Source organism: Mesorhizobium sp. M2E.F.Ca.ET.219.01.1.1, assembly GCF_004016445.2.
Lineage (GTDB): Bacteria > Pseudomonadota > Alphaproteobacteria > Rhizobiales > Rhizobiaceae > Mesorhizobium.
This window is the reverse complement of record NZ_SADT02000004.1, coordinates 80,815-101,147: the sequence shown is the minus strand read 5'-3', so window position 1 is coordinate 101,147 and position 20,333 is coordinate 80,815. Positions and strand designations below refer to the sequence as shown.

Below are 20,333 nucleotides of genomic sequence, written 5' to 3'. Positions count from 1 at the left end.
CGTCACCGCCACGGCAATGGCCCTAAAACCGGTTCAATTGCAATCGGTTGCATGACTGATCGGCCGAAAGTTTGTTCTGCGCACCACAACAGGGGCGTGCCCTTTCGACAGCTTGCGGGCGAACGCCCCTCGCTCTTCGCCCCCGGTTGGATCAGGGCAAGGAATCAGGCTTTTTCGTGATACTTGCAAGGGGCCGGGCGATAATTCGCCCGCGCCGCGATCATGTTTGGCAACAGCCGTTAATGGTTGGCGGAAAGGCGATCGAGCGCGATCACGAAAAGCAGTCCCTGCCCCTCAGGCTGGAGCCGCAATTCCGGGCTGTGGCGATCGAGGATCAGCGTATCGAGCGGTCCGAGGCTCGGCGCATCGTCCGTGAGGAGCCTGAAGCCTGCATTGACAGCCAGAACCAGCGTCGTGTCGGCGCGCGGCATAATGCGAATCTCGCCGGAGAGCGGCCAGCGCTCGACGCCATGGGTCATCCGGCCGCGCCGGGTCATGACGTTGAGATCGGTGATCGGACCATCGATCAGCGCCGCGCTGGTCGGCACGTCGCCCGCAAAGGAGAGCGGCACTGACGCCGTGGTCAACCGCGCCGGCGGCTGGCCGGCGATGTCGAGGACAATCCCTTCGCCTTCCAGCACCGACAACGTGCGGTCGATGCCGGTGAAGCTGGAGAACGGCCCGCTGGCTTCGACCCTGGCCATGGAGATGCGCCAGTCGAAATCGTCGAGCCTGGCACCGTCCGGCGAGACGGCGATCTCGGTGGTCGTGCCGCCGCCATTCTTCCACGGCATGACGCGGTAATCGGCGGCACGAAGGATCCGCATTGCCTAGCCCAGGATGCCCGGCAGGTTGAGCTGGTGCTCTTTCGCGCACTGGATGGCGATGTCGTAGCCGGCATCGGCATGACGCATGACGCCGGTCGCCGGGTCGTTCCACAGCACACGCTCCAAGCGCTTGGCGGCGTCGGGTGTACCGTCGGCGACGATCACCATGCCCGAATGCTGCGAGAAACCCATGCCGACGCCGCCGCCATGGTGCAGCGACACCCAGGTGGCGCCGGACGCGGTGTTGAGCAGCGCGTTGAGCAGCGGCCAATCAGAGACGGCGTCGGAGCCGTCCTTCATCGCTTCGGTCTCGCGATTCGGCGAGGCGACCGAGCCGGAATCGAGATGGTCGCGGCCGATGACGACGGGCGCCTTCAGCTCGCCCTTGGCCACCATCTCGTTGAAGGCGAGGCCGAGGCGATGGCGATCGCCGAGGCCGACCCAGCAGATGCGCGCCGGCAGGCCCTGGAACGAGATGCGCTCGCGCGCCATGTCGAGCCAATTGTGCAGATGCGTGTTGCCGGGGGTCAGCTCGCGCACCTTGGCGTCGGTCTTGTAGATGTCTTCCGGATCGCCCGAGAGTGCTGCCCAGCGGAACGGACCGATGCCGCGGCAGAACAGCGGCCGGATATAGGCCGGCACGAAGCCGGGGAAAGCGAAGGCGTTCTCGAAACCTTCGTCCTTGGCGACCTGGCGGATGTTGTTGCCGTAGTCGAGCGTCGGCACGCCGGCGTTCCAGAACGCCACCATCGCCTCGACATGCTCGCGCATCGAGGCGCGGGCGGCCTTTTCGACGGCCTTCGGGTCGCTGACGCGCTTCTCGCGCCACTCGGCCATCGTCCAGCCCTTGGGCAGGTAGCCGTTGATCGGATCGTGCGCCGAAGTCTGGTCGGTAAGGATGTCGGGACGGATACCGCGCCTGAACATCTCCGGCACGATCTCGGCCGCGTTGCCGAGCAGGCCGACCGATTTGGCCTCGCCGGCCTTGGTCCAGCGGTCGATCATTTCCATCGCCTCGTCCAGCGTCTCAGCCTTCTCGTCGAGATAGCGGGTGCGCAGGCGGAAATCGATCGAATCCGGGTTACACTCGATGGCAAGGCAGGAAGCGCCGGCCATGACCGCGGCTAGCGGCTGGGCGCCGCCCATGCCGCCGAGGCCGCCGGTCAGGATCCACTTGCCCTTGAGGTCGCCGTTGTAGTGCTGGCGGCCCGCTTCTACAAAAGTTTCATAAGTGCCCTGAACGATGCCCTGCGTGCCGATATAGATCCAGGAGCCGGCCGTCATCTGGCCGTACATCATGAGACCCTTCCTATCGAGCTCGTTGAACTTCTCCCAGGTTGCCCAATGCGGCACGATGTTGGAATTGGCGATCAGAACGCGCGGCGCGTTGGAATGGGTCTTGAAAACGCCGACCGGCTTGCCCGACTGCACCAGCAGCGTCTCGTCCTCGCCCAGCGTCTTCAGCGACGCGACGATGCGGTCGAAGTCGTTCCAGGTGCGCGCAGCCCTGCCGATGCCGCCATAGACGACCAACTCGTTGGGGTTCTCGGCGACCTCGGGGTCGAGATTGTTCATCAGCATGCGCAGAGGCGCCTCGGTCGTCCAATAGCGGGCGTTGAGCTTTTCGCCGCGGGGTGCACGCACTTCGCGGATGTTGTGGCGCGGATCGTTCATCATTGTCCCTTTCGAGTAAGGCGGCGCGTCAGCGCCCAGCCCATTCAATGGCGGTTTCGAGGATGGTTTTCAGCGTGGCGCGGATCGGCGCGGCGTAGGTTGCGTCGTAAGGCACCGGCCAGTTCTCGGGCGAGCCCTTCGCGGCCGGCTCGCGCATGTAGCCACGGTTGGAGAGTTCCATCTGCAGCGCATGCACACCGTTTTGCGGCTGGCCGAAGCTTCTGGTAATCCAGCCACCCTTGAAGCGGCCGTTGACCACCCAGCTCTCGCCGGTCGCGGCGAGGATCTCGGCGACCTTTTGCTGCAGCGACGGATCAGTGCTCCTGCCGTCATTGGTGCCGAGGTTGAAGACCGGCAGCGTGCCTTCAAAAAGGCGCGGCAGGACCGAGCGGATCGAATGGCAGTCATAGAGCACGATGTTCTCATGCATGCCGCGCAGCCGGTCGATCTCGGCCTGCAGGGCGGCATGATACGGCACGAAATAGGTCTCGCGGCGCTGGTCGATCTCGGACGGGGTTGGTTCGTCGCCCATATTGTAGAGCGGATCGCCGTCGAACGTGTCGGTCGGGCAAAGCGTCGTCGTCGCCTGGCCCGGATAGAGCGAAACGCCGGACGGGTCACGGTTGACGTCGATGACCGTGCGCGAGATGGCGGTGTGCACGACGGTCGCGCCGAGATCGGCGGCAAAGTCATAGAGCTTGTCGATCCACCAGTCACAGTCGCGGCGGCCAAGCCATGCCGAGACCAGGCGGGAGTCTAGGCCTGCAAGGTCTATGCCGGTGTGCGGGATCGAGACCATCAGCGGCGCGGTGCCCTGGGTGACGGTGAGCCAGGAGGGCGTTGCCATCACGCCGCTCCCGCGATTGAAGGCAGCGCCACCGCGCTCGCGGCATTCACCGCGGCGCCGCTGCGCACCAGAGCGATCGCCTTTTCCATGTCGGGATGGAAATGGCGGTCATTGTCGAGATGCGGCACCTCGGCGCGGACCAGCTTGCGCACCGCTTCCAGCGCATCGCTCGAAGCCAGCGGCGCGTGGAAATCGCAGCCTTGCGCGGCCGCCAGGAGTTCGATCCCGATGACGGCGGTCGCGTTCTCGATCATGCCGAGCAGCCGGCGCGCTCCGTGCGCGGCCATGGAGACATGATCTTCCTGGTTGGCCGAGGTCGGAATGGAATCGACGCTTGCCGGATAGGCCTTCTGCTTGTTTTCCGAAACGAGCGCCGCCGCCGTCACCTGCGGGATCATGAAGCCGGAATTCAGGCCAGGCTTGGGCGTCAGGAAGGCCGGCATGCCGGAGAGCGCCGGATCGACCAGCATGGCGATGCGCCGCTCCGACAGCGAGCCGATCTCGCAGACGGCGAGCGCGATCATGTCGGCGGCGAAGGCCACCGGCTCGGCGTGGAAATTGCCGCCGGAGAGCGCGGTGTCGTCCTCGGCGAAGATCAGCGGATTGTCGGTGACGCCATTGGCCTCGGTCTGAAGCGTGTCGGCGGCCTTGCGCAGCACGTCGAGCGCGGCGCCCATCACCTGCGGCTGGCAGCGCAGGCAGTACGGGTCCTGCACCCGCTCGTCGCCGATGCGGTGCGATTCACGGATGGCGCTGCCGGCCATCAGGTTGCGCAACGCATCCGCCGTTTCGATCTGGCCGCGATGCTTCCTCAACAGATGGATGCGCGGATCGAAGGGGGCGTCGGAGCCCTTGGCGGCATCGGTCGACAGCGCGCCAGCGACCAGCGCCGACTGGTAGAGCGTCTCGGCCTCGAACAGGCCGGCCAGCGCGAAAGCCGTCGAGAACTGCGTGCCGTTGAGAAGCGCGAGCCCCTCCTTGGCGCCGAGCGTCACCGGCTCCAGCCCGTGCGAAACGAAGGCAACCTTGGCCGGGAAGCGGCCATGCGGGGTGAAACATTCGCCGACGCCGATCATCACCGCCGTCATGTGCGAGAGCGGCGCGAGATCGCCGGAGGCGCCGACGGAACCTTGCGCCGGCACGACCGGAATGACGTCGTTGGCGAGCATCCCTTGAAGCAGGTCGATGGTCTCGGCGCGCACGCCGGATGCGCCCTGGGCGAGGCTGGCAAGCTTCAGCGCCATCATCAATCGAACAACGGCGACGGGCATCGGCTCGCCGACACCGGCAGCATGCGACAGCACGATGTTGCGCTGGAGCGTTTCGAGATCGCTTTCTGGAATGCGGACGCTGGCCAACTTGCCGAAGCCGGTGTTGATGCCATAGACCGGCTCGCCCTTGGCGAGGATGCGGGCAACCGCCTCAGCGCTCGCTTTGATCTTCGGCCGGCAGGCGGCGTCGAGCTTCGGCACGGCGCCGCGATAGATGGCGCGCCAGTCGGCGAGCGTGGCGTTGCCGGGCGTCAGGGTCAGTTCCGTCATTGTCCTCTCCAGATGCGGGCATGGAGCGGGTTGAAGCCCATGCGGTAGACGAGTTCGGCCGGGCGCTCGATGTCCCAGATGGCGAGGTCGGCCGACTTGCCGGCTTCCAGCGTGCCGGTCTGGCCGAGCAGGCCAAGCGCTCGCGCGGCCTCGCGGGTGACGCCAGCCAGGCATTCATCGACCGTCATGCCGAACAGCGTCGCGGCCATGTTCATGGTGAGCAGCAGCGAGGTGAGCGGCGAGGTGCCGGGATTGCTGTCGGTGGCGACCGCCATTTTCACGCCGTGGCGACGGAACAGGTCGACCGGCGGCTTCTTCGTCTCGCGGATAAAGTAGTAGGCGCCGGGCAGGATTGTCGCCACGGTTCCAGCCTTGGCCATCGCGGCGGCGCCCTCCTCGTCCGTATATTCAAGATGGTCGGCCGACAGCGCGCCATAACGGGCGGCAAGGGCCGCGCCATGCAGGTTGGAAAGCTGGTCGGCATGGAGTTTCACCGGCAGGCCGAGCGCCTTGGCCTTGTCGAAGACGCGCGCCATCTGCTCCGGCGAAAAGGCAATGCCCTCGCAAAAACCGTCGACGGCGTCGGCGAGCTTTTCGGCGGCGACCTGCGGCAGGATGGTGCCCGCGACGAGATCGATGAAGGCGTCCTTGTCGCCCTTGGCTTCCGGCGGCAGCGCGTGCGCTGCAAGGCAAGTGGCGCGAACCGTGACCGGGCGCTCGTCGGCCAGGCGGCGGGCGGCGCGCAGCGATTTTTTCTCGTTGTCGGCATCAAGGCCATAGCCCGATTTGACCTCGACGGTGGTGACGCCTTCGGCGAGCAGCGCGTCGAGGCGCGGCAGCGTCTCGGCGACAAGCTCGTCCTCGCTGGCGGCGCGCAACGACTTGACCGAGGAGACGATGCCGCCGCCAGCGCGCGCCAGTTCTTCATAAGTGGCGCCCGCCAGACGCATCTCGAACTCGTTGGCGCGGTTTCCCGCATAGACGAGATGGGTGTGGCAATCGATCAGGCCGGGCGTGATCCAGCGGCCCTGGCAATCGACGACCTCGGCGCCCTGCCCCGCAGCGGCCGGCATGTCGGCCTCGGCCCCGGCATATATGATGAGCCCGTCGCGCGCGATGACCGCGCCTTTCTCGACAATGCCGAGACCGGCCGCGCCATCGGCCATGGTCGCCAGGCGCGCATTGCGCCAGACCCGATGGCCGCTCTTCCCGTTTGCTCCACCCATCATCTTTTCCGTTTGCTTGGATAGCGATTATGTATATACATATTGAAACGCGACGCAAGTGGTAATGTCGCTGGGACATTCAGATTCGGAGAGGAACGTGACGGCGATCTTTGCGGAACAGGCGCTGCTGCCCGGCGGTTGGCAAGGCAATGTGAGGATCGCTTTCGATGGCGGCCGCATCTCCGAGGTCGAGGCCGGCGCTGTCGCGCAGGCGGGCGACGAGCGCCATGCCATTGTTATGCCCGGCATGCCCAATCTGCACAGTCACGCCTTCCAGCGCGGCATGGCGGGCCTCGCAGAGCTGCGCGGCCCTTCGGCCGACAGTTTCTGGAGCTGGCGCGAGGTGATGTACCGCTTCGCTTTGTCGATGACGCCGGACCAGGTCGAGGCGGTGGCGGCGCAGCTTTATGTAGAGATGCTGGAGGCCGGTTTCTCTCGCGTCGGCGAGTTCCACTATCTGCATCACGACCGCGACGGACAGCCTTATACCAACATCGCCGAGATGGCTGAGCGGATCGCGGCTGCCGCCGCCGACACCGGCATCGGCTTGACGCTGCTGCCGGTTTTTTATGCCCATTCGGCCTTCGGCGGCGCTGCTCCCAACGAAGGCCAGCGGCGATTCATCAATGATATCGGACGCTTCGGACGTCTGCTTGAGAAGGCCCGCGAGGGCGTTCGCTCCTTGGAGCAGGCTGTCGTCGGTGTCGCGCCGCACAGTCTGCGCGCCGCAACACCGGACGAGCTCAATTCAGTCGCGGCCATGTCACCGAACGGACCGATCCATATCCATGTCGCCGAACAGGTGAAGGAGGTGGAGGACTGCATCGCCTGGTCGGGCAAGCGTCCGGTCGAGTTCCTGCTCGCCAACGCTAAGGTGGACGATCGCTGGTGCCTGATCCACGCCACGCATATGACCGAAGCCGAGACAATTGCCATGGCCAAGGCCGGCGCGATCGCCGGACTCTGCCCGATCACCGAGGCCAATCTCGGCGACGGCACTTTCGCGGCGCCACTGTTCATCGAGCATGGCGGTCGTTTCGGCGTCGGCTCCGATTCCAACGTGCTGATAGGCCTGCCGGATGAGCTGAGGCAGCTCGAATATTCGCAGCGCCTCGCCCACCGCGCCCGCAACGTGATGGCGCGGGCCGGCGGCTCGACGGGGCGCGCGCTGTTCGATGCCTCGCTCGACGGCGGCAGCCAGGCGCTCGGTGCCGGCCCATCGCGGATTGCCGCCGGCGGTCCGGCCGATCTCGTCTCGCTCGACCAAAACCATCCATCGCTGGCCGGCAAGGCGGGCGACGCGATCCTCGACGCCTGGATCTTTGCCAATGGCAGCAAGGTCGATTGCGTCTGGGTGCATGGCAAGAAGCAGGTCAGCGGCGGCAGGCATGCGAAGCGCGAGGCGGTCACCAAGCGGTTCCGCGAAGTCATGACCGCCCTGTCGAAAAGCTGAACTGGAACATCCGATGAGTCTTGTCGAACCGGATGATATCGATGGCGGCGAGAGCCTCTCGCTGCATCAGCGCATCCTGTCCGACATCCGCGAGAAGATCCTGTCGGGCGCCTGGGCGCCCGGGCATCGCATTCCCTTCGAGCACGAGCTGACGGCTCGATATAATTGCTCGCGCATGACGGTGAACAAGGCGCTGTCGCAGCTTGCCAAGGCCGGGCTGATCGAACGGCGCCGCCGTTCCGGCAGTTTCGTGCGCCAGCCGCAGTCGCAGGCGGCGGTGCTGGAGCTGCACGACATTAGGATCGAAGTCGAGGCGCTCGGCCTGCCCTATCGCTATGAGCGGCTGGAGCGTCTGAAGCGGCGCAGCAGCGCCGAGGACCGCGGGCTGCTCGGGCTTTCCGCATCGGGGCCGGTGCTTGCGCTGGAAAGCCTGCATTTTGCCGGCGAACGGCCGTTCGCGCTCGAGCAGCGGCTGATCAACCTTTCAGCGGTGTCGGAGGCAGCCGACGAAGATTTTCTCGACATCGCGCCGGGCCCCTGGCTGATCGGCCGCGTGCCGTGGAGCGAGGCCGAGCACCGCATCCGCGCCATGGCAGCGGACGAGACGATTGCCGACGCGCTCGACATCGACGCGGGCGCACCCTGCCTGGTGGTCGAACGCCGGACCTGGAGCGCGGAGCACCCGGTGACGCATGTGCGGTTCATCTATCCGGCGGAAAGCCATACGCTTGTGGCAAGGTTTACGCCGTCGCAGGGGTAACGCCTGCGGCCCCCCAAGGGGCTACGCTATGCACACATCTTGCGTGACTGGCGTGACTGATCGGGCGGAGGCTTGATTGCCACGTGGTTCCCCCAATCCGTCGCTGCTTCGCAGCGCCACCTTTCCCCCCTCCGGAGGGAAAGGAAGGGAGCCTTGCTGGACGAGCGTTGAGGGCAAAAAGCTTGGCGCCTTCCTCTACCCCGTCGATCGGGGGAGAGGTGGCTCGGCGAAGCCGAGACGGAGTGGGGGTCGACCAGCGCTGCATTAGACGATGCATGCGCCAAGCTGTCATGCACGCTATCGCCAAAGACCAGCTGCTCGGAAAATGTGTGCATGCCGTAGCCCCACAAGGGGGAGATTGGCAGTTCCGGCGCCGCGCCTCAGATCCCCGCCGTCACGATGATCTCCACCAGATATTCCGGGCCGGCCAACTTGGCTTCGCCGGTGGCGCGCGCGGGCGTATGGCCCTGCGGCACCCACTTGTCCCACTCCGAGTTCATCTCGGCGAAGGTGCCCATGTCGGCCAGCCAGATGATCGCCTGCACGATCTTGGTCTTGTCGGTGCCGGCTTTGGCCAGCAATTCGTCGATGGTGTTCAGGATGTCGCGCGTTTGGGAAGCGACGTTGCCGCCGGGCTCGCCGACCTGGCCGGCGAGATAGACGGTGTTGCCGTGAATGACGATCTGGCTCATGCGCGGGCCGACATCGATGCGACGAATGCTCATTCGAGAGGTTCCTTCGTTTCTTGAAGTCGCGCCTGTTTAGAGTCCATGCCGGCTTCGGGCAAGGCCGGCGGAGGCGAAACCAATTGAGCCAATTATCCGGTCCCTGCCCTTCCGCCTACACGGCGAGTTGACCGGTTACGACACAATTCCGCCCGGGCGGTGTGTTGACTAATGTAATAACATCACATATCGACGACACACACGATTTCGCGGACCGACGCCTGATGACCAATGCCTGCCTGACCTTCCGCGACCTGACGCTTGGCTATGGCAGCCATCCGGCGATCCATCATCTCAACGGCATTGTCCGCAAAGGCTCGCTGACGGCGGTGGTTGGCGCCAATGGCTCGGGCAAGTCGACGTTGATGAAGGGCATCGTCGGCGTGCTGAAGCCGATGGAAGGCGCGGTGCTTCGCATGCAAGGCGTGCGCACAGCCTATCTGCCGCAGCAGTCGGAGCTCGACCGCTCCTTTCCGGCGAGGGTCGTCGACCTGGTCTCGCTCGGGCTGTGGCCGAAGCGCGGCATGCTCGGCCGGTATACGAAAGAGGATCGCGAGTCGGTCAGCAAGGCATTGATGGCGGTCGGGCTCGGCGGCTTCGAGAAGCGGCCGATCGATACGCTGTCCGGCGGCCAGTTGCAGCGCACGCTGTTTGCGCGCGTGCTGCTGCAGGACGCCGACCTGATCCTGCTCGACGAGCCGTTCAACGCCGTCGACGCCAAGACCGTCGGCGACCTGATCCAACTCATCAAACGCTGGCATGGCGAGGAACGCACGATCATGGTGGTCGTGCACGACCTCGATCTGGTGCGGCAGAATTTCCCGGAAACGCTGCTGCTTGCCCGCCAGCCGGTCGCCTGGGGCGACACAAAGGAGACGCTGCGGCCGGAAAACCTGCTCAAGGCACGGCGTTTCCATGAGGCGTGGGAGGAAAACGCGCCATGGTGCGAGCCGAGCGAGCATGATCATGGGCACGACCATCATAGTCATACGCATGATCATCATCACGACCACGGCTCCGGACCGAGGGCGGCGTGATGGATTTCCTCTACGGCCTGTTCATCGCACCTTTCGCTGATTTCGCCTTCATGCAGCGGGCGCTGTTCGGCTCGCTGATGCTGTCGCTCGGCGCCTGCCCCGTCGGCGTCTTCCTGATGCTGCGGCGCATGAGCCTGTCGGGCGACGCCATGGCGCATGCCATCCTGCCGGGCGCTGCCGCCGGCTTCCTGCTCTATGGGCTCGAGATCCTGCCGATGACGGTCGGCGGGCTGATCGCCGGCATCATCGTCGCGCTTGGCGCGGGCGCCGTCTCGCGCTTCACCATCCAGCGCGAGGACGCCTCGATGGCGGCCTTCTATCTGATCTCGCTGGCTGTCGGCGTGCTGATGGTGTCGATCCGCGGCTCCAGTGTCGACCTGATGCATGTGCTGTTCGGCACGGTGCTCGCGCTCAACAATGAGGCGCTGACCCTGATCGGCGGCATCGTGGCGGTGACGCTCGCCTGCCTCGCTATTTTCTGGCGCGCGCTGGTCGCCGAATGCCTCGACCCGCTGTTCCTGCGCTCGGTGAGCCGCATGGGTAGCCCGGTGCATTTCATCTTCTTGGGTCTTGTCGTGCTCAATCTCGTCGGCGGCTTCCAGGCGCTTGGCACGCTGCTCTCGGTCGGGCTGATGATGCTGCCTGCCGCCGCCGCCCGCTTCTGGACGGTGCGCGTGGAACCGATGTGCGCGCTGGCCGTGCTGATCGGCTTTGCCTCCTGCATCGCCGGACTGCTGTTGTCCTACCACGCGTCGCTGCCCTCCGGTCCGGCGATCATCCTTTCGGCCGGCGTCGTCTATTTCTGCTCGATCCTGTTCGGCACGCGCGGCGTCCTGCGCGCCCGCATCGTGCATCATCGCCACCGCACCGCCTGACCCCAATCCCCAAGCAAGGAGACTGTCCCCCAATGCTGAAATCCTTCCGAGCCGCCCTGGCGTTGAGCGTTATAACATTAAGCGCTTTCGCAACGTCATCGGCGTTCGCCGCGCCGCTCAAGGTCGTGGCGAGCTTCACGGTGATTGCCGACCTCGCGAAAAATGTCGGCGGCGACCGGGTCAACATCACCACCATCGTCGGACCGGATGGCGACGCGCATGTCTATGAGCCGAGCCCGGCCGACGCGGTGGCGATGGCAGGCGCCGACGTCGTGCTGGTCAACGGGCTGCATTTCGAAGGCTTTCTCCAGCGCCTGGTCGATGCCAGCGCCACCAAGGCCGCGATCGTAACGCTGACCAAGGGTGTCACGCCGATCGACTTCAAACCGGAATTCGCCGACGCGGACGCTGCCGAAGGCGTCGGCACAGGCGGGGGCAAGACGGTCACTGATCCGCACGCCTTCCAATCAATCGCCAATGCCAAGATCTATGTGAAGAACATCGCCGATGCCTTCTGCGCGGCCGACAGCGAGGGTTGCGACAGCTACAAGGCCAACGCCGGCGCCTACACCACCAAGCTCGATGCGCTCGAAGGCCAAGTGAAGGCCGCGATCCAGTCGATCCCGGAGGCGAAGCGCGTCGTCATCACCTCGCATGACGCCTTCGGCTATTTCGAGCATGAATACGGGCTGACCTTCCTGGCGCCGCAGGGAATCTCGACCGATTCCGAGCCGTCGGCCGCCGACGTCGCCAAGCTGGTCGAGCAGGTGAAGCAGGACAAGGCGGCGGCGATCTTCGTCGAAAACATCACTAATCCGCGGCTGATCGAGCAGATTGCCGGCGAGACGGGCATCAAGGTCGGCGGCACGCTCTATTCGGACGCGCTGTCGGGATCGGACGGCCCGGCCTCGACCTATATCGACATGATGCACAACAACATCACGCAGATCAAAGGCGCGATCCTCGGCAGCTGAGCCGGGCTGCGGCCTGCGCAGCGAAACGGCCAACGCCGCCTTTCCAGCCGGACCATTTCCGGCTGGATTCCCATGCGAAAATGCCTATCTGCTGAAAGAGCATCTCCTCATCGACGCGGATTGGCCTTTCCATGACCGACTTCACGCCTTTCCAGTCTCTGCTTGGCGGAGCCCTTATCGGCCTGTCGGCCGTGCTGCTGATGACATTGCATGGCCGCATTGCGGGAATGACCGGGATACTGACCGGCGTTATCCCACCGGCGTCCGCTGACTGGAAGTGGCGCGCTGCCTTTCTCGCCGGCGCGATCGGCGCGCCGTTGCTGATCCGGCTCGCCGGCAAGGATATCGAATTCACTGTGCCGGTGCCGACCCTGGCCCTTGTCGTCGGCGGCTTTCTCGTCGGTGTCGGCGTGCATTTCGGCGGTGGCTGTCCGAGCGGCCACGGCATTTGCGGCATCGCACGACTGTCACCGCGCTCGTTCGTCGCCGTCGCGACCTTCATGGCCACAGCCTTCGTCACTGTTTTTGTCGCCCGTCATGTGATTGGAGGCTGAACCATGAGCAAGCTCGCCTCGGCCTTCCTGATCGGCGGACTTTTCGGTTTGGGCATCGCTGTGTCCGGGATGATCAATCCGGCGAAGGTGCTGAATTTCTTCGACATCGCCGGAAGCTGGGACCCCAGCCTGATATTCGTGATGGGCGGCGGCCTTGCCGTTGCCTTCGCCGGTTACCGTCTCATATTCGCCCGACGCAAGAGGCCGGTGTTCGAAACGGCTTTCGCCTTGCCGGCCAGGAAGGACATCGACAGCCAGCTCGTCGGCGGCGCCGCTCTGTTCGGCATTGGCTGGGGCATCGCCGGCTTTTGTCCAGGCGGCGCCATTCCGGCGCTCGGCCTTGGCCGCACGGAGACGCTGATCTTCGTCGTCGCGATGGTGGCGGGCATCGCGGTGGCGCGCTTGGCCAGGATCCGGCTTGCCCGCGTGGCAACCACATAGGATTTTTCGCCAAGGCAGTGGTTGCCCCCCGGTCCGCGGAGTGGCAGAACTGCGCCCAAGCCAACAGGCGCCTAGGCTTGCGAGGACGACACCATGGAATACCGCCAGATCAGCGACGACTATTCGGTCTCCGGCCAGATCCAGCCGCAGGATATCGCCGCCATCAAGGACGCCGGCTTCAAGAGCGTGATCTGCAACAGGCCGGATGACGAGCAGCCTGGCCAGCCCTCTGCCGACAGCGTCAAGGCGGCAGCCGAGGCGGCCGGGCTCGCCTTCCGCTATATCCCGGTCATCAGCGGCCAGATCACCATGGACAATGTCGAGGACCAGGCCGCAGCGCTGGACGAGCTCGAAGGCCCGGTGTTTGCCTATTGTCGCTCAGGCGCGCGCTGCACCAACCTTTACGGGCTGATCCAGCAGCAGCGGGGTTAAATCGGCAGCGCGCCGGTTTCCTTGAGCGTCTCCAGCACGATCGCGGTCTTCACATGCTGCACGGATTCGTGCGGCAGCAGCACGCCGTTGACGAACTCCGACAGTGATTTGAGGTCGGGCGTCACTACCTTCAGGATATAGTCCATCTCGCCGGTCAGCGCGTGCGCCTCCTGCACCTCGGGCAGGCGGGCCACCAGCTCGCCGAAGCGGCGGGCATTGTCGCGGTTGTGAGTGGCCAGGGTCACCGAGATGACGTTGACCAGCGAAAAGCCCAGGCGATCGCGATCGAGCACGGCGCGATAGCCCTTGATGTAGCCATCGTCCTCAAGTCGCTGGCGGCGGCGCGAGCATTGCGAAGGCGACAGGTTCACGCACTCCGAAAGATCGTTGTTGGTGAAGCGCGCATCATCCTGCAGAAGCGCCATTATCTTGCGGTCAAATTGATCCAGGCGCGCGTCATCCATACGTATTCCTCCAATCATGCACAATTTGCGCACATGATGCGCATTTCAAGCGGTTGAATGCAAGCACCGTGCGGCGGCTTCGCGCTATCCTGATGAAAGATGGCCAAGCCCGGCCAAACACCTTTCGGAGGACTGCCATGGGCCCCTTCCCGCACGACGCACCGCCCGCGAAAATCAGCAAGCAAAATCCCGCTGGCACCGACGGTTTCGAATTCGTTGAATTCGCGCATCCCGAGCCCGCCAAGCTTTCCGAGTTGTTCACCCGCATGGGCTATACTGCGGTGGCCAAGCACCGGACCAAGGACATCACCGTCTGGCGCCAGGGCGACATCAACTATGTCGTCAATGCCGAGCCCGGCTCGCATGCGATGAAGTTCGTCGACAAGCACGGCCCCTGCGCCGCCTCGATGGCCTGGCGCGTGGTCGATGCCAAGCACGCTTTCAACCATGCCGTGTCGAAGGGCGCCACGCCCTATGAAGGCACCGACAAGGCGCTCGACGTGCCGGCCATCGTCGGCATTGGCGGCTCGCTGCTCTATTTCATCGAGGCCTATGGCGAGAAGGGTTCGGCCTATGACGCCGAGTTCGAGTGGCTGGGCGCGCGCGACCCGAAGCCCGAAGGCGTCGGCTTCTACTTCCTCGACCACCTCACCCACAACGTCTATCGCGGCAACATGGACAAATGGTGGGATTTCTATCGTGACCTGTTCGGCTTCAAGCAGATCCATTTCTTCGACATCGACGGCAAGATCACCGGCCTTGTCAGCCGCGCCATCACCTCGCCCTGCGGCAAGATCCGCATTCCGCTGAACGAGTCCAAGGACGAGACCAGCCAGATCGCCGAGTATCTGAAGAAGTACAATGGCGAGGGCATCCAGCACATCGCGGTCGGAACCGACGCCATCTACGAGGCGACCGACAAGCTCGCCGCCAACGGGCTGAAGTTCATGCCCGGCCCGCCCGACACCTATTACGAGATGTCGCATGAACGCGTGCACGGCCATGACGAGCCGATCGAGCGCATGAAGAAGCACGGCATCCTGATCGACGGCGAAGGCGTGGTCGACGGCGGCATGACCAAGATCCTGCTGCAGATCTTTTCGAAGACGGTCATCGGACCGATCTTCTTCGAGTTCATCCAGCGGAAAGGCGACGAAGGTTTTGGCGAGGGCAATTTCCGCGCTCTGTTCGAGTCGATCGAGCAGGACCAGATCAAGCGCGGCGTTATCAAGCTGGGTGACAAGGCGGCGTAGACCTGCTTGCGGCTCGGCCTCTTATGACCTAAATTCTGGTCATAAGAGGCCGCCCATGAACATTCCAATGGCAAAAGCCAAGGCGCAGCTTTCCGAGTTGGTGAAGCGTGCCCAGGCTGGCGAAAAGATCCATCTGACAAAGCATGGAGAGGTTGTCGCAACCTTGAGCGCTCCCGTTCGGCCTGGCGGAAGCAAAGGCCTGCTTGGAGCGCTGAAGGGCCAAATCTGGATAGCGGACGATTTTGATGAACTCGGTCCCGAATGGGACGAGTATACTAAATGAGCCCCAGATATCTGGTTGATACCCATATTCTGCTTTGGGTGCTCAACGCGGACTCACGTCTTTCGGATCACCATCGCGACATTTTTCTGGCGGGCAAGGATGTGACCGTCAGCGCCATCTCAGTGGCCGAGATTGCCATCAAGAAGTCGCTCGGCAAAATCACACTCACCGGCAACATCGTCGACATTCTGCAATCGAATGGAATTCCAATCCTCGGGGTGAATGAACTGCATGCGGCAAGGCTTGAACACTTGCCGTTCCATCATCGCGATCCCTTTGACCGCCTGCTCATCGCGCAGGCTCAAATTGAGGGCCTGACTCTCGTTACCGCGGATCGGCATTTTTCAGCGTATGATGTCGCGCTGGCTTGATCATTCCAGCCTCAGCCGGTCGACCTCGTCCTTTCTCAGCTTGATAGTCGTAGTCGAGCAGAAATTCGTCCAATTGCGGCGGCGCGACTAAATGTGGCGCGCCGAACCATTGGCGTCGATGCGGTGGTGTTTGAAGCTACTTTTGGAGGCCAGCGGCTTTGCGCAGGATATCGTTGATGCGGCTCTGCCAGCCGGGTCCGCCGGCACGGAAGCGGGCAACCACATCGCTATCGAGGCGCAGCGTCACCTGTTTCTTCGGATTGTCGAGCGCCGGCCGGCCGCGCGAACGGCGAATGCTTTCGGCAAGATCAGGAAACACCTCGGTGAAGGGACGAGCGTTCCGAAAATCCTCCTCGGTCCATTCGGGATTGTCCGAAACGGCGTCCCAATCTTCCTGGGTAAAGCCTTTGCCTGGCTTGAATTCCTTGTCAGGCTTCGTGATGTGAAGCTTAGTTTTCGCCATCGAACAATCTCCTTTCCGTCTGGTTGGCCGGCCGCATCGAAACAATCGAGATGCCTTCGGAGCCAAGCCGGGCAAAGACCACGGCAACCACGCCGCTAACTATCCGGCCAATCGCCATGAAACGACCGGCTTTGGCTGCGCGGATCGTCGACGCAAGGAAAAACTCGTCGTCCAACGCAGCGAAATCCAAGCCGTGTTTGTCGATGTTGGCCAACCGTTTCGGTTCATCCCAAACGATCTTCATCTGAATTTATGTACCTACAATAATTAAGTCAACAATTTTTGTAACTACGATAATTCCCGAAATGGCTTCGCTCGTTCACAACCCCAGCCGCTCGACCTCGTCCTTCCTGAGCTTAATGTCGTAATCGAGCAAAAACTCATCCAATTGCGGCGGCGCTACCGAAGTGCCCGAGAGCATCGCATGCACCTGGCCGCGATGATGGATGTCGTGCAGGAAGACATGCGCGAGGATGTCGCCGATGCGTTCGGGGATCTTGCCGTCCTCGCGTCTGTCGGTGATGACGCGCCGGTCGAGATCGGCTTCCGACAGGCCGTCGCAGAAGGCGACAAGCCTGCGGTCGAAATCTGCCTGCGCCTCGGCAAGGCTTGCCGCGCCGTCGAACGGTACGAAGTCGTCATAGGCGGCGGCGCCGAGACCGCCATCGGTCAGGAAGTCGAAATAAAGAAGGTCGACCGCGAGGATGTGGTTGAGCGTCTCGCGGATCGACGGAAAGAAGCTGACGCGCCCGGCCTCGAACTCGCCGGGCTTCAGCGCGAGCACGGCGCGGTAGAGCCGGTCGTTCGACCACAGATTGTTGCGGGCCATGCGGCGCAGATGCTTGAGCAGAGTCACCGTTTCGGCCTCCTCCCCCGGCCCGCGCCTATTTGACGTATTTCTCGACCTTCTGCTCGATGGCGCCGAAGATCGAATGGCCGGCCTTGTCCTTCATCTCGATGCGCACCGTGTCGCCGAAACGCAGGAACGGCGTCTTCGGCTCGCCACTCTCGATGGTCTCGATCATGCGCAGCTCGGCGATGCAGGAATAGCCGGCGCCGCCGGCCGAGACGGGTTTGCCCGGCCCGCCGTCCAGCTTGTTGGAGACGGTGCCGGAGCCGATGATGGTTCCGGCGGCAAGCGGCCGGGTTTTCGCAGCGTGCGCGATCAATGCCGGAAAGTCGAAGGTCATGTCGATGCCGGCATTGGCGCGGCCGAAGGGCTTGCCGTTGAGATCGGCGAGCAGCGGCAGGCTGACCTTGCCGCCATCCCAGGCATCGCCCAGCTCGTCGGGCGTGACAGCGACAGGTGAGAATGCGGAAGACGGTTTCGACTGGAAGAAGCCGAAGCCTTTGGCCAGCTCCGGCCCGGTGATGGCGCGCAGCGTCACGTCATTGACCAGCATGACGAGGCGGATCGCCTCCCTCGCCTCTTTCAGGCTCGCACCCATCGGCAGGTCGTCGACGATGACCGCAACCTCGGCCTCCATGTCGATGCCGAAAGCTTCGTCGGCCATGCGGATCGGATCGCGCGGAGGAACAAAACTATCCGAGCCGCCCTGGTAGATCAGCGGATCGGTCCAGAAGCTTGCCGGCATCTCGGCGCCGCGCGCCTTTCGCACCAGTTCGACATGGTTCACATAGGCCGAGCCGTCGGCCCACTGATAGGCGCGCGGCAGCGGCGAATGGGCGTTGTGTTCATGGAAACGCTCCGACGGGACCGCGTTGGTCTCAAGCGATTCCGCCAACGTCGCGAGATGCGGGGCAATGCGGCGCCAGTCGTCGAGCGCGGCCTGCAGCGTCGGCACAAGGAAGGAAGCATCGGTGAACCGCGTCAGGTCTCGCGAGACCACGACCAGCTTCCCGTCGCGCGTCCCGTTCTTCAGTGTGGCAAGCTTCATGCGGTTTCCTCTCCTTCAGCAGCCTTTTTGCTGCTTAATCCCACAACAAGGCTGTCGCGGGCGATCGTCAAGTCACCCGGCCAAGTTTTCCTGACAGCGGCGATCCAATCGGCTTCGCCGATGGCCGGATCGTCGGCCGGAATGAGATGGTTGAGCACCAGCCGCCGCACGCCGGCATTGCAGGCGATGCGGCCGGCTTGCTCGGCCAGGCTGTGGCTGGCGAAGAGGTGCTCGCGCAGCCGCGCACCGTTGCCGGTCCTGGCGACCAGCCTCTCGATGCCCGCTTTCAGCATAGCCTCGTGAACAAGAATGTCGGCGCCGCGCGCAAATTCTGCCAAGGGCGGGAAGAAGGCCGTATCGGCCGAGAACACCACGCTCCTGCCGCCATGTTCGAAACGCAGCGCGAAGCATTCGGTCACTGGCGGATGGTCGACGCGCAGCGCCGACACCATCAGCCCTCGCTCGTCCAGAACTGATCCTTCGGCGAACTCCTCGACCGAAACCAGTTCGCGGATATCCGGACGACCCTCGTCGACGATGCGGATCTCGATGTCGAACTCCATCGCCTGGCAGAACCGCTGCCAGTAACGGCCGGTGCCGGGCGGCCCGAAAACGGTCACCGGCGTCGCCAGGCCCGCGGTCCAGGCGGTGTGGATCAGCGGCCCGAGTTCCAGAACATGGTCCGAGTGGAGATGCGTGATGAAGATCAGGTCGAGCGCCTTGAGGCTGATGCCGGCATCGGCCAGGCCGCGCGTGACGCCCAGCCCGCAATCGACGACGATGTTACGCCCACCGAGTTCCAGCAGCGAAGAGCTCGGCCATGGCCCGCCCGGCCGCAAGGCCGGACCGCCCTTGGAGCCGAGCAGGACGAGTCGGTCCGCTGCTTCGGCGCTCAAGACCAGTCGCCCTCCGGTGTGCCGTTGAAACGCTTCTTCAGGTCGGCCCAGCAGTCGATATAGTTCTCCTGCAAGGTGCCGATCTCGGCGGCATAGCGCGTCAGCATCTGCGGGAAGCGCGTCTCGAACATGAAGGCCATGGTGTTGTCGAGCTTGACCGGCTTCAAGTCGGCGCGTGTCGCCTTCTCGAATCCGGAAGCGTCGGGCCCGTGTGCCAGCATCTGGTTGTGCAGGCTGATGCCGCCGGGAACAAAGCCTTCCTCCTTGGCGTCGTACTGGCCGTGGATCAGGCCCATGAACTCGCTCATGATGTTGCGGTGGTACCAGGGCGGCCGAAACGTGTTTTCCGCCACCAGCCAGCGCGGCGGGAAGATGACGAAGTCGACATTGGCCGTGCCCTCCTCGCCGCTCGGTGCCGTCAGCACGGTGAAGATCGATGGGTCGGGATGGTCGAACAGGATGGCGCCGACCGGCGAAAACGTCGCCAGATCATATTTGTAGGGCGCGTAGTTACCGTGCCACGCGACGACGTCGAGCGGCGAATGGCCAAGCTCGGTGACGTGGAAAGAGCCGCACCATTTGACGATCAGCCGGCACGGCGTCTCCTTCTCCTCGAACCAGGCGCAGGGCGTCTTGAAGTCGCGCGGGTTGGCCAGGCAATTGGCGCCGATCGGGCCGCGGTCGGGCATGGTGAACTTGGCGCCGTAGTTCTCGCAGACATAGCCGCGCGCCTCCTTGTCGGCGAGCTCGACCTTGAAGACCAGGCCGCGCGGCAGCACGGCGATCTCGCCGGGCCGAAGCTCGATCACGCCCATTTCGGTGACGAAGCGCAGCGCGCCGACCTGCGGCACGACAAGCAACTCGCCATCGGCGTTGAAGAAATGGTCATCCACCATCGAGCGGTTCGCGACATAGACATGCGCGGCCATGCCGGATTGGCCGACCGCGTCGCCGGCCGTGGTGAAGCTGCGCATGCCGGAGATGAAGTCCGTCGGCTCGGAGGGCATGGGCGTCGGATTCCAGCGGTATTGGCCGAGCGCCAGCTCATGATCGCCGATATTGGGGCCTGTCTTCCACAAAGGGTAGCTCGCGCCCTTGAAGCGGCCGGTGTGCTTGACGCTTGGACGGATTCGGTAGAGCCAGGAGCGCTCATTGGTGCCGCGCGGCGCGGTGAAGGGCGAGCCGGACAGCTGCTCGGCATAGAGGCCGTAGGCCGGCCTCTGCGGCGAATTGCGGCCCTGCGGCAGCGAGCCAGGCAGCGTCTCGGTCTCGAAATCATTGCCGAAGCCCGGCATGTAGGAAAAGCCCATCCGATCCTCCCTGATCCCGACCTCCAGCC

24 protein-coding genes are annotated in these 20,333 nt (G+C 64.0%); 11 read left to right on the top strand and 13 right to left on the bottom strand.

The annotated features are described in order from the left end of the window. Window positions 1-239 precede the first annotated feature (239 nt). From EN862_RS20515 to hutI, 5 genes are read right to left on the bottom strand one after another with little or no spacing between them, the layout of a single operon-like run. Window positions 240-827: a HutD family protein gene (locus tag EN862_RS20515; RefSeq protein ID WP_127867729.1), complete on the bottom strand. Its 588-nt coding sequence runs from the start codon at window positions 825-827 to the stop codon at window positions 240-242. 3 nt (window positions 828-830) lie between these two features. Further along, the gene (gene hutU / locus EN862_RS20510; RefSeq protein WP_189401255.1) at window positions 831-2,504 is read right to left on the bottom strand and encodes a urocanate hydratase; all 1,674 of its coding nucleotides are present in this window, start codon (window positions 2,502-2,504) and stop codon (window positions 831-833) included. Window positions 2,505-2,529: 25 nt separating this feature from the next. Continuing rightward, window positions 2,530-3,348 (bottom strand): N-formylglutamate deformylase, encoded by an 819-nt coding sequence (gene hutG, locus EN862_RS20505; RefSeq protein ID WP_127867728.1) that lies wholly within the window; start codon window positions 3,346-3,348, stop codon window positions 2,530-2,532. After that, window positions 3,348-4,889 carry a histidine ammonia-lyase gene (gene hutH / locus EN862_RS20500; protein WP_127867727.1) on the bottom strand — a complete coding sequence of 514 codons (1,542 nt, stop codon included), beginning with the start codon at window positions 4,887-4,889 and terminating at the stop codon, window positions 3,348-3,350. Before hutH ends, hutG begins: the two co-directional genes overlap by 1 nt. After that, window positions 4,886-6,115 (bottom strand): imidazolonepropionase, encoded by a 1,230-nt coding sequence (hutI, locus tag EN862_RS20495; protein WP_189401251.1) that lies wholly within the window; start codon window positions 6,113-6,115, stop codon window positions 4,886-4,888. The genes hutH and hutI overlap by 4 nt, the downstream gene beginning before the upstream one ends. A gap of 97 nt (window positions 6,116-6,212) precedes the next feature. On the opposite strand from hutI, the gene EN862_RS20490 reads away from it, so the two are divergent. Then, complete coding sequence (locus EN862_RS20490; RefSeq protein ID WP_127867725.1) at window positions 6,213-7,568, top strand: formimidoylglutamate deiminase; 1,356 nt, start codon at window positions 6,213-6,215, stop codon at window positions 7,566-7,568. Window positions 7,569-7,581: 13 nt separating this feature from the next. Further along, window positions 7,582-8,328, top strand: coding sequence for a histidine utilization repressor (gene hutC, locus EN862_RS20485; RefSeq protein WP_127867724.1), 747 nt, complete (start codon window positions 7,582-7,584; stop codon window positions 8,326-8,328). 380 nt (window positions 8,329-8,708) lie between these two features. On the opposite strand, the gene EN862_RS20480 is transcribed toward hutC, so the two are convergent. After that, on the bottom strand, window positions 8,709-9,053 hold the full coding sequence (locus tag EN862_RS20480; RefSeq protein WP_127867723.1) for a RidA family protein: 345 nt from the start codon (window positions 9,051-9,053) through the stop codon (window positions 8,709-8,711). Between the two features lie 224 nt (window positions 9,054-9,277). Here EN862_RS20480 and aztA point away from each other — a divergent pair, with 224 nt between their 5' ends. From aztA to EN862_RS20450, 6 genes are all read left to right on the top strand, one after another. Continuing rightward, window positions 9,278-10,090 (top strand): zinc ABC transporter ATP-binding protein AztA, encoded by an 813-nt coding sequence (aztA, locus tag EN862_RS20475; protein ID WP_127867722.1) that lies wholly within the window; start codon window positions 9,278-9,280, stop codon window positions 10,088-10,090. After that, window positions 10,090-10,965 (top strand): zinc ABC transporter permease AztB, encoded by an 876-nt coding sequence (aztB, locus tag EN862_RS20470; RefSeq protein ID WP_127867721.1) that lies wholly within the window; start codon window positions 10,090-10,092, stop codon window positions 10,963-10,965. The genes aztA and aztB overlap by 1 nt, the downstream gene beginning before the upstream one ends. A 32-nt stretch (window positions 10,966-10,997) precedes the next feature. Next, a complete protein-coding gene (aztC, locus tag EN862_RS20465; protein ID WP_127867720.1) occupies window positions 10,998-11,939 on the top strand; it encodes a zinc ABC transporter substrate-binding protein AztC in 942 nt (313 codons plus the stop codon). A 131-nt stretch (window positions 11,940-12,070) separates the two neighbouring features. Further along, entirely contained in the window at window positions 12,071-12,493 is a 423-nt protein-coding gene (locus EN862_RS20460; RefSeq protein ID WP_127867719.1) for a YeeE/YedE thiosulfate transporter family protein, read from the top strand. Between the two features lie 3 nt (window positions 12,494-12,496). Then, window positions 12,497-12,934: a DUF6691 family protein gene (locus EN862_RS20455; protein ID WP_127867718.1), complete on the top strand. Its 438-nt coding sequence runs from the start codon at window positions 12,497-12,499 to the stop codon at window positions 12,932-12,934. Between the two features lie 93 nt (window positions 12,935-13,027). After that, a complete protein-coding gene (locus tag EN862_RS20450) occupies window positions 13,028-13,366 on the top strand; it encodes a TIGR01244 family sulfur transferase (protein ID WP_042646282.1) in 339 nt (112 codons plus the stop codon). Here EN862_RS20450 and EN862_RS20445 read toward each other — a convergent pair. After that, window positions 13,363-13,830 (bottom strand): Lrp/AsnC family transcriptional regulator, encoded by a 468-nt coding sequence (locus EN862_RS20445; protein WP_127867717.1) that lies wholly within the window; start codon window positions 13,828-13,830, stop codon window positions 13,363-13,365. The genes EN862_RS20450 and EN862_RS20445 overlap by 4 nt on opposite strands. A 137-nt stretch (window positions 13,831-13,967) precedes the next feature. Here EN862_RS20445 and hppD point away from each other — a divergent pair, with 137 nt between their 5' ends. Genes hppD through EN862_RS20430 form a run of 3 tightly spaced genes read left to right on the top strand, consistent with a single transcriptional unit; the run spans window position 13,968 to window position 15,737 of the window. Then, window positions 13,968-15,083: a 4-hydroxyphenylpyruvate dioxygenase gene (gene hppD, locus EN862_RS20440; protein WP_127867716.1), complete on the top strand. Its 1,116-nt coding sequence runs from the start codon at window positions 13,968-13,970 to the stop codon at window positions 15,081-15,083. Window positions 15,084-15,138: 55 nt separating this feature from the next. Then, on the top strand, window positions 15,139-15,366 hold the full coding sequence (locus EN862_RS20435) for a type II toxin-antitoxin system prevent-host-death family antitoxin (protein WP_127867715.1): 228 nt from the start codon (window positions 15,139-15,141) through the stop codon (window positions 15,364-15,366). Beyond that, on the top strand, window positions 15,363-15,737 hold the full coding sequence (locus EN862_RS20430; protein WP_127867714.1) for a type II toxin-antitoxin system VapC family toxin: 375 nt from the start codon (window positions 15,363-15,365) through the stop codon (window positions 15,735-15,737). Before EN862_RS20435 ends, EN862_RS20430 begins: the two co-directional genes overlap by 4 nt. A 136-nt stretch (window positions 15,738-15,873) precedes the next feature. On the opposite strand, the gene EN862_RS20425 is transcribed toward EN862_RS20430, so the two are convergent. From EN862_RS20425 to hmgA, 6 genes are all read right to left on the bottom strand, one after another. Further along, entirely contained in the window at window positions 15,874-16,200 is a 327-nt protein-coding gene (locus EN862_RS20425; RefSeq protein ID WP_127867713.1) for a BrnA antitoxin family protein, read from the bottom strand. Further along, complete coding sequence (locus EN862_RS20420) at window positions 16,187-16,444, bottom strand: BrnT family toxin (protein ID WP_127867712.1); 258 nt, start codon at window positions 16,442-16,444, stop codon at window positions 16,187-16,189. The genes EN862_RS20425 and EN862_RS20420 overlap by 14 nt, the downstream gene beginning before the upstream one ends. A 75-nt stretch (window positions 16,445-16,519) precedes the next feature. Next, window positions 16,520-17,056, bottom strand: coding sequence for a DinB family protein (locus EN862_RS20415; RefSeq protein WP_127867711.1), 537 nt, complete (start codon window positions 17,054-17,056; stop codon window positions 16,520-16,522). Between the two features lie 28 nt (window positions 17,057-17,084). After that, on the bottom strand, window positions 17,085-18,098 hold the full coding sequence (locus EN862_RS20410) for a fumarylacetoacetate hydrolase family protein (protein WP_127867710.1): 1,014 nt from the start codon (window positions 18,096-18,098) through the stop codon (window positions 17,085-17,087). Then, the gene (locus EN862_RS20405; RefSeq protein WP_127867709.1) at window positions 18,095-18,994 is read right to left on the bottom strand and encodes an MBL fold metallo-hydrolase; all 900 of its coding nucleotides are present in this window, start codon (window positions 18,992-18,994) and stop codon (window positions 18,095-18,097) included. The genes EN862_RS20410 and EN862_RS20405 overlap by 4 nt, the downstream gene beginning before the upstream one ends. Next, window positions 18,991-20,304 carry a homogentisate 1,2-dioxygenase gene (hmgA, locus tag EN862_RS20400; RefSeq protein WP_127867708.1) on the bottom strand — a complete coding sequence of 438 codons (1,314 nt, stop codon included), beginning with the start codon at window positions 20,302-20,304 and terminating at the stop codon, window positions 18,991-18,993. Before hmgA ends, EN862_RS20405 begins: the two co-directional genes overlap by 4 nt. Between the last annotated feature and the right edge of the window lie 29 nt (window positions 20,305-20,333).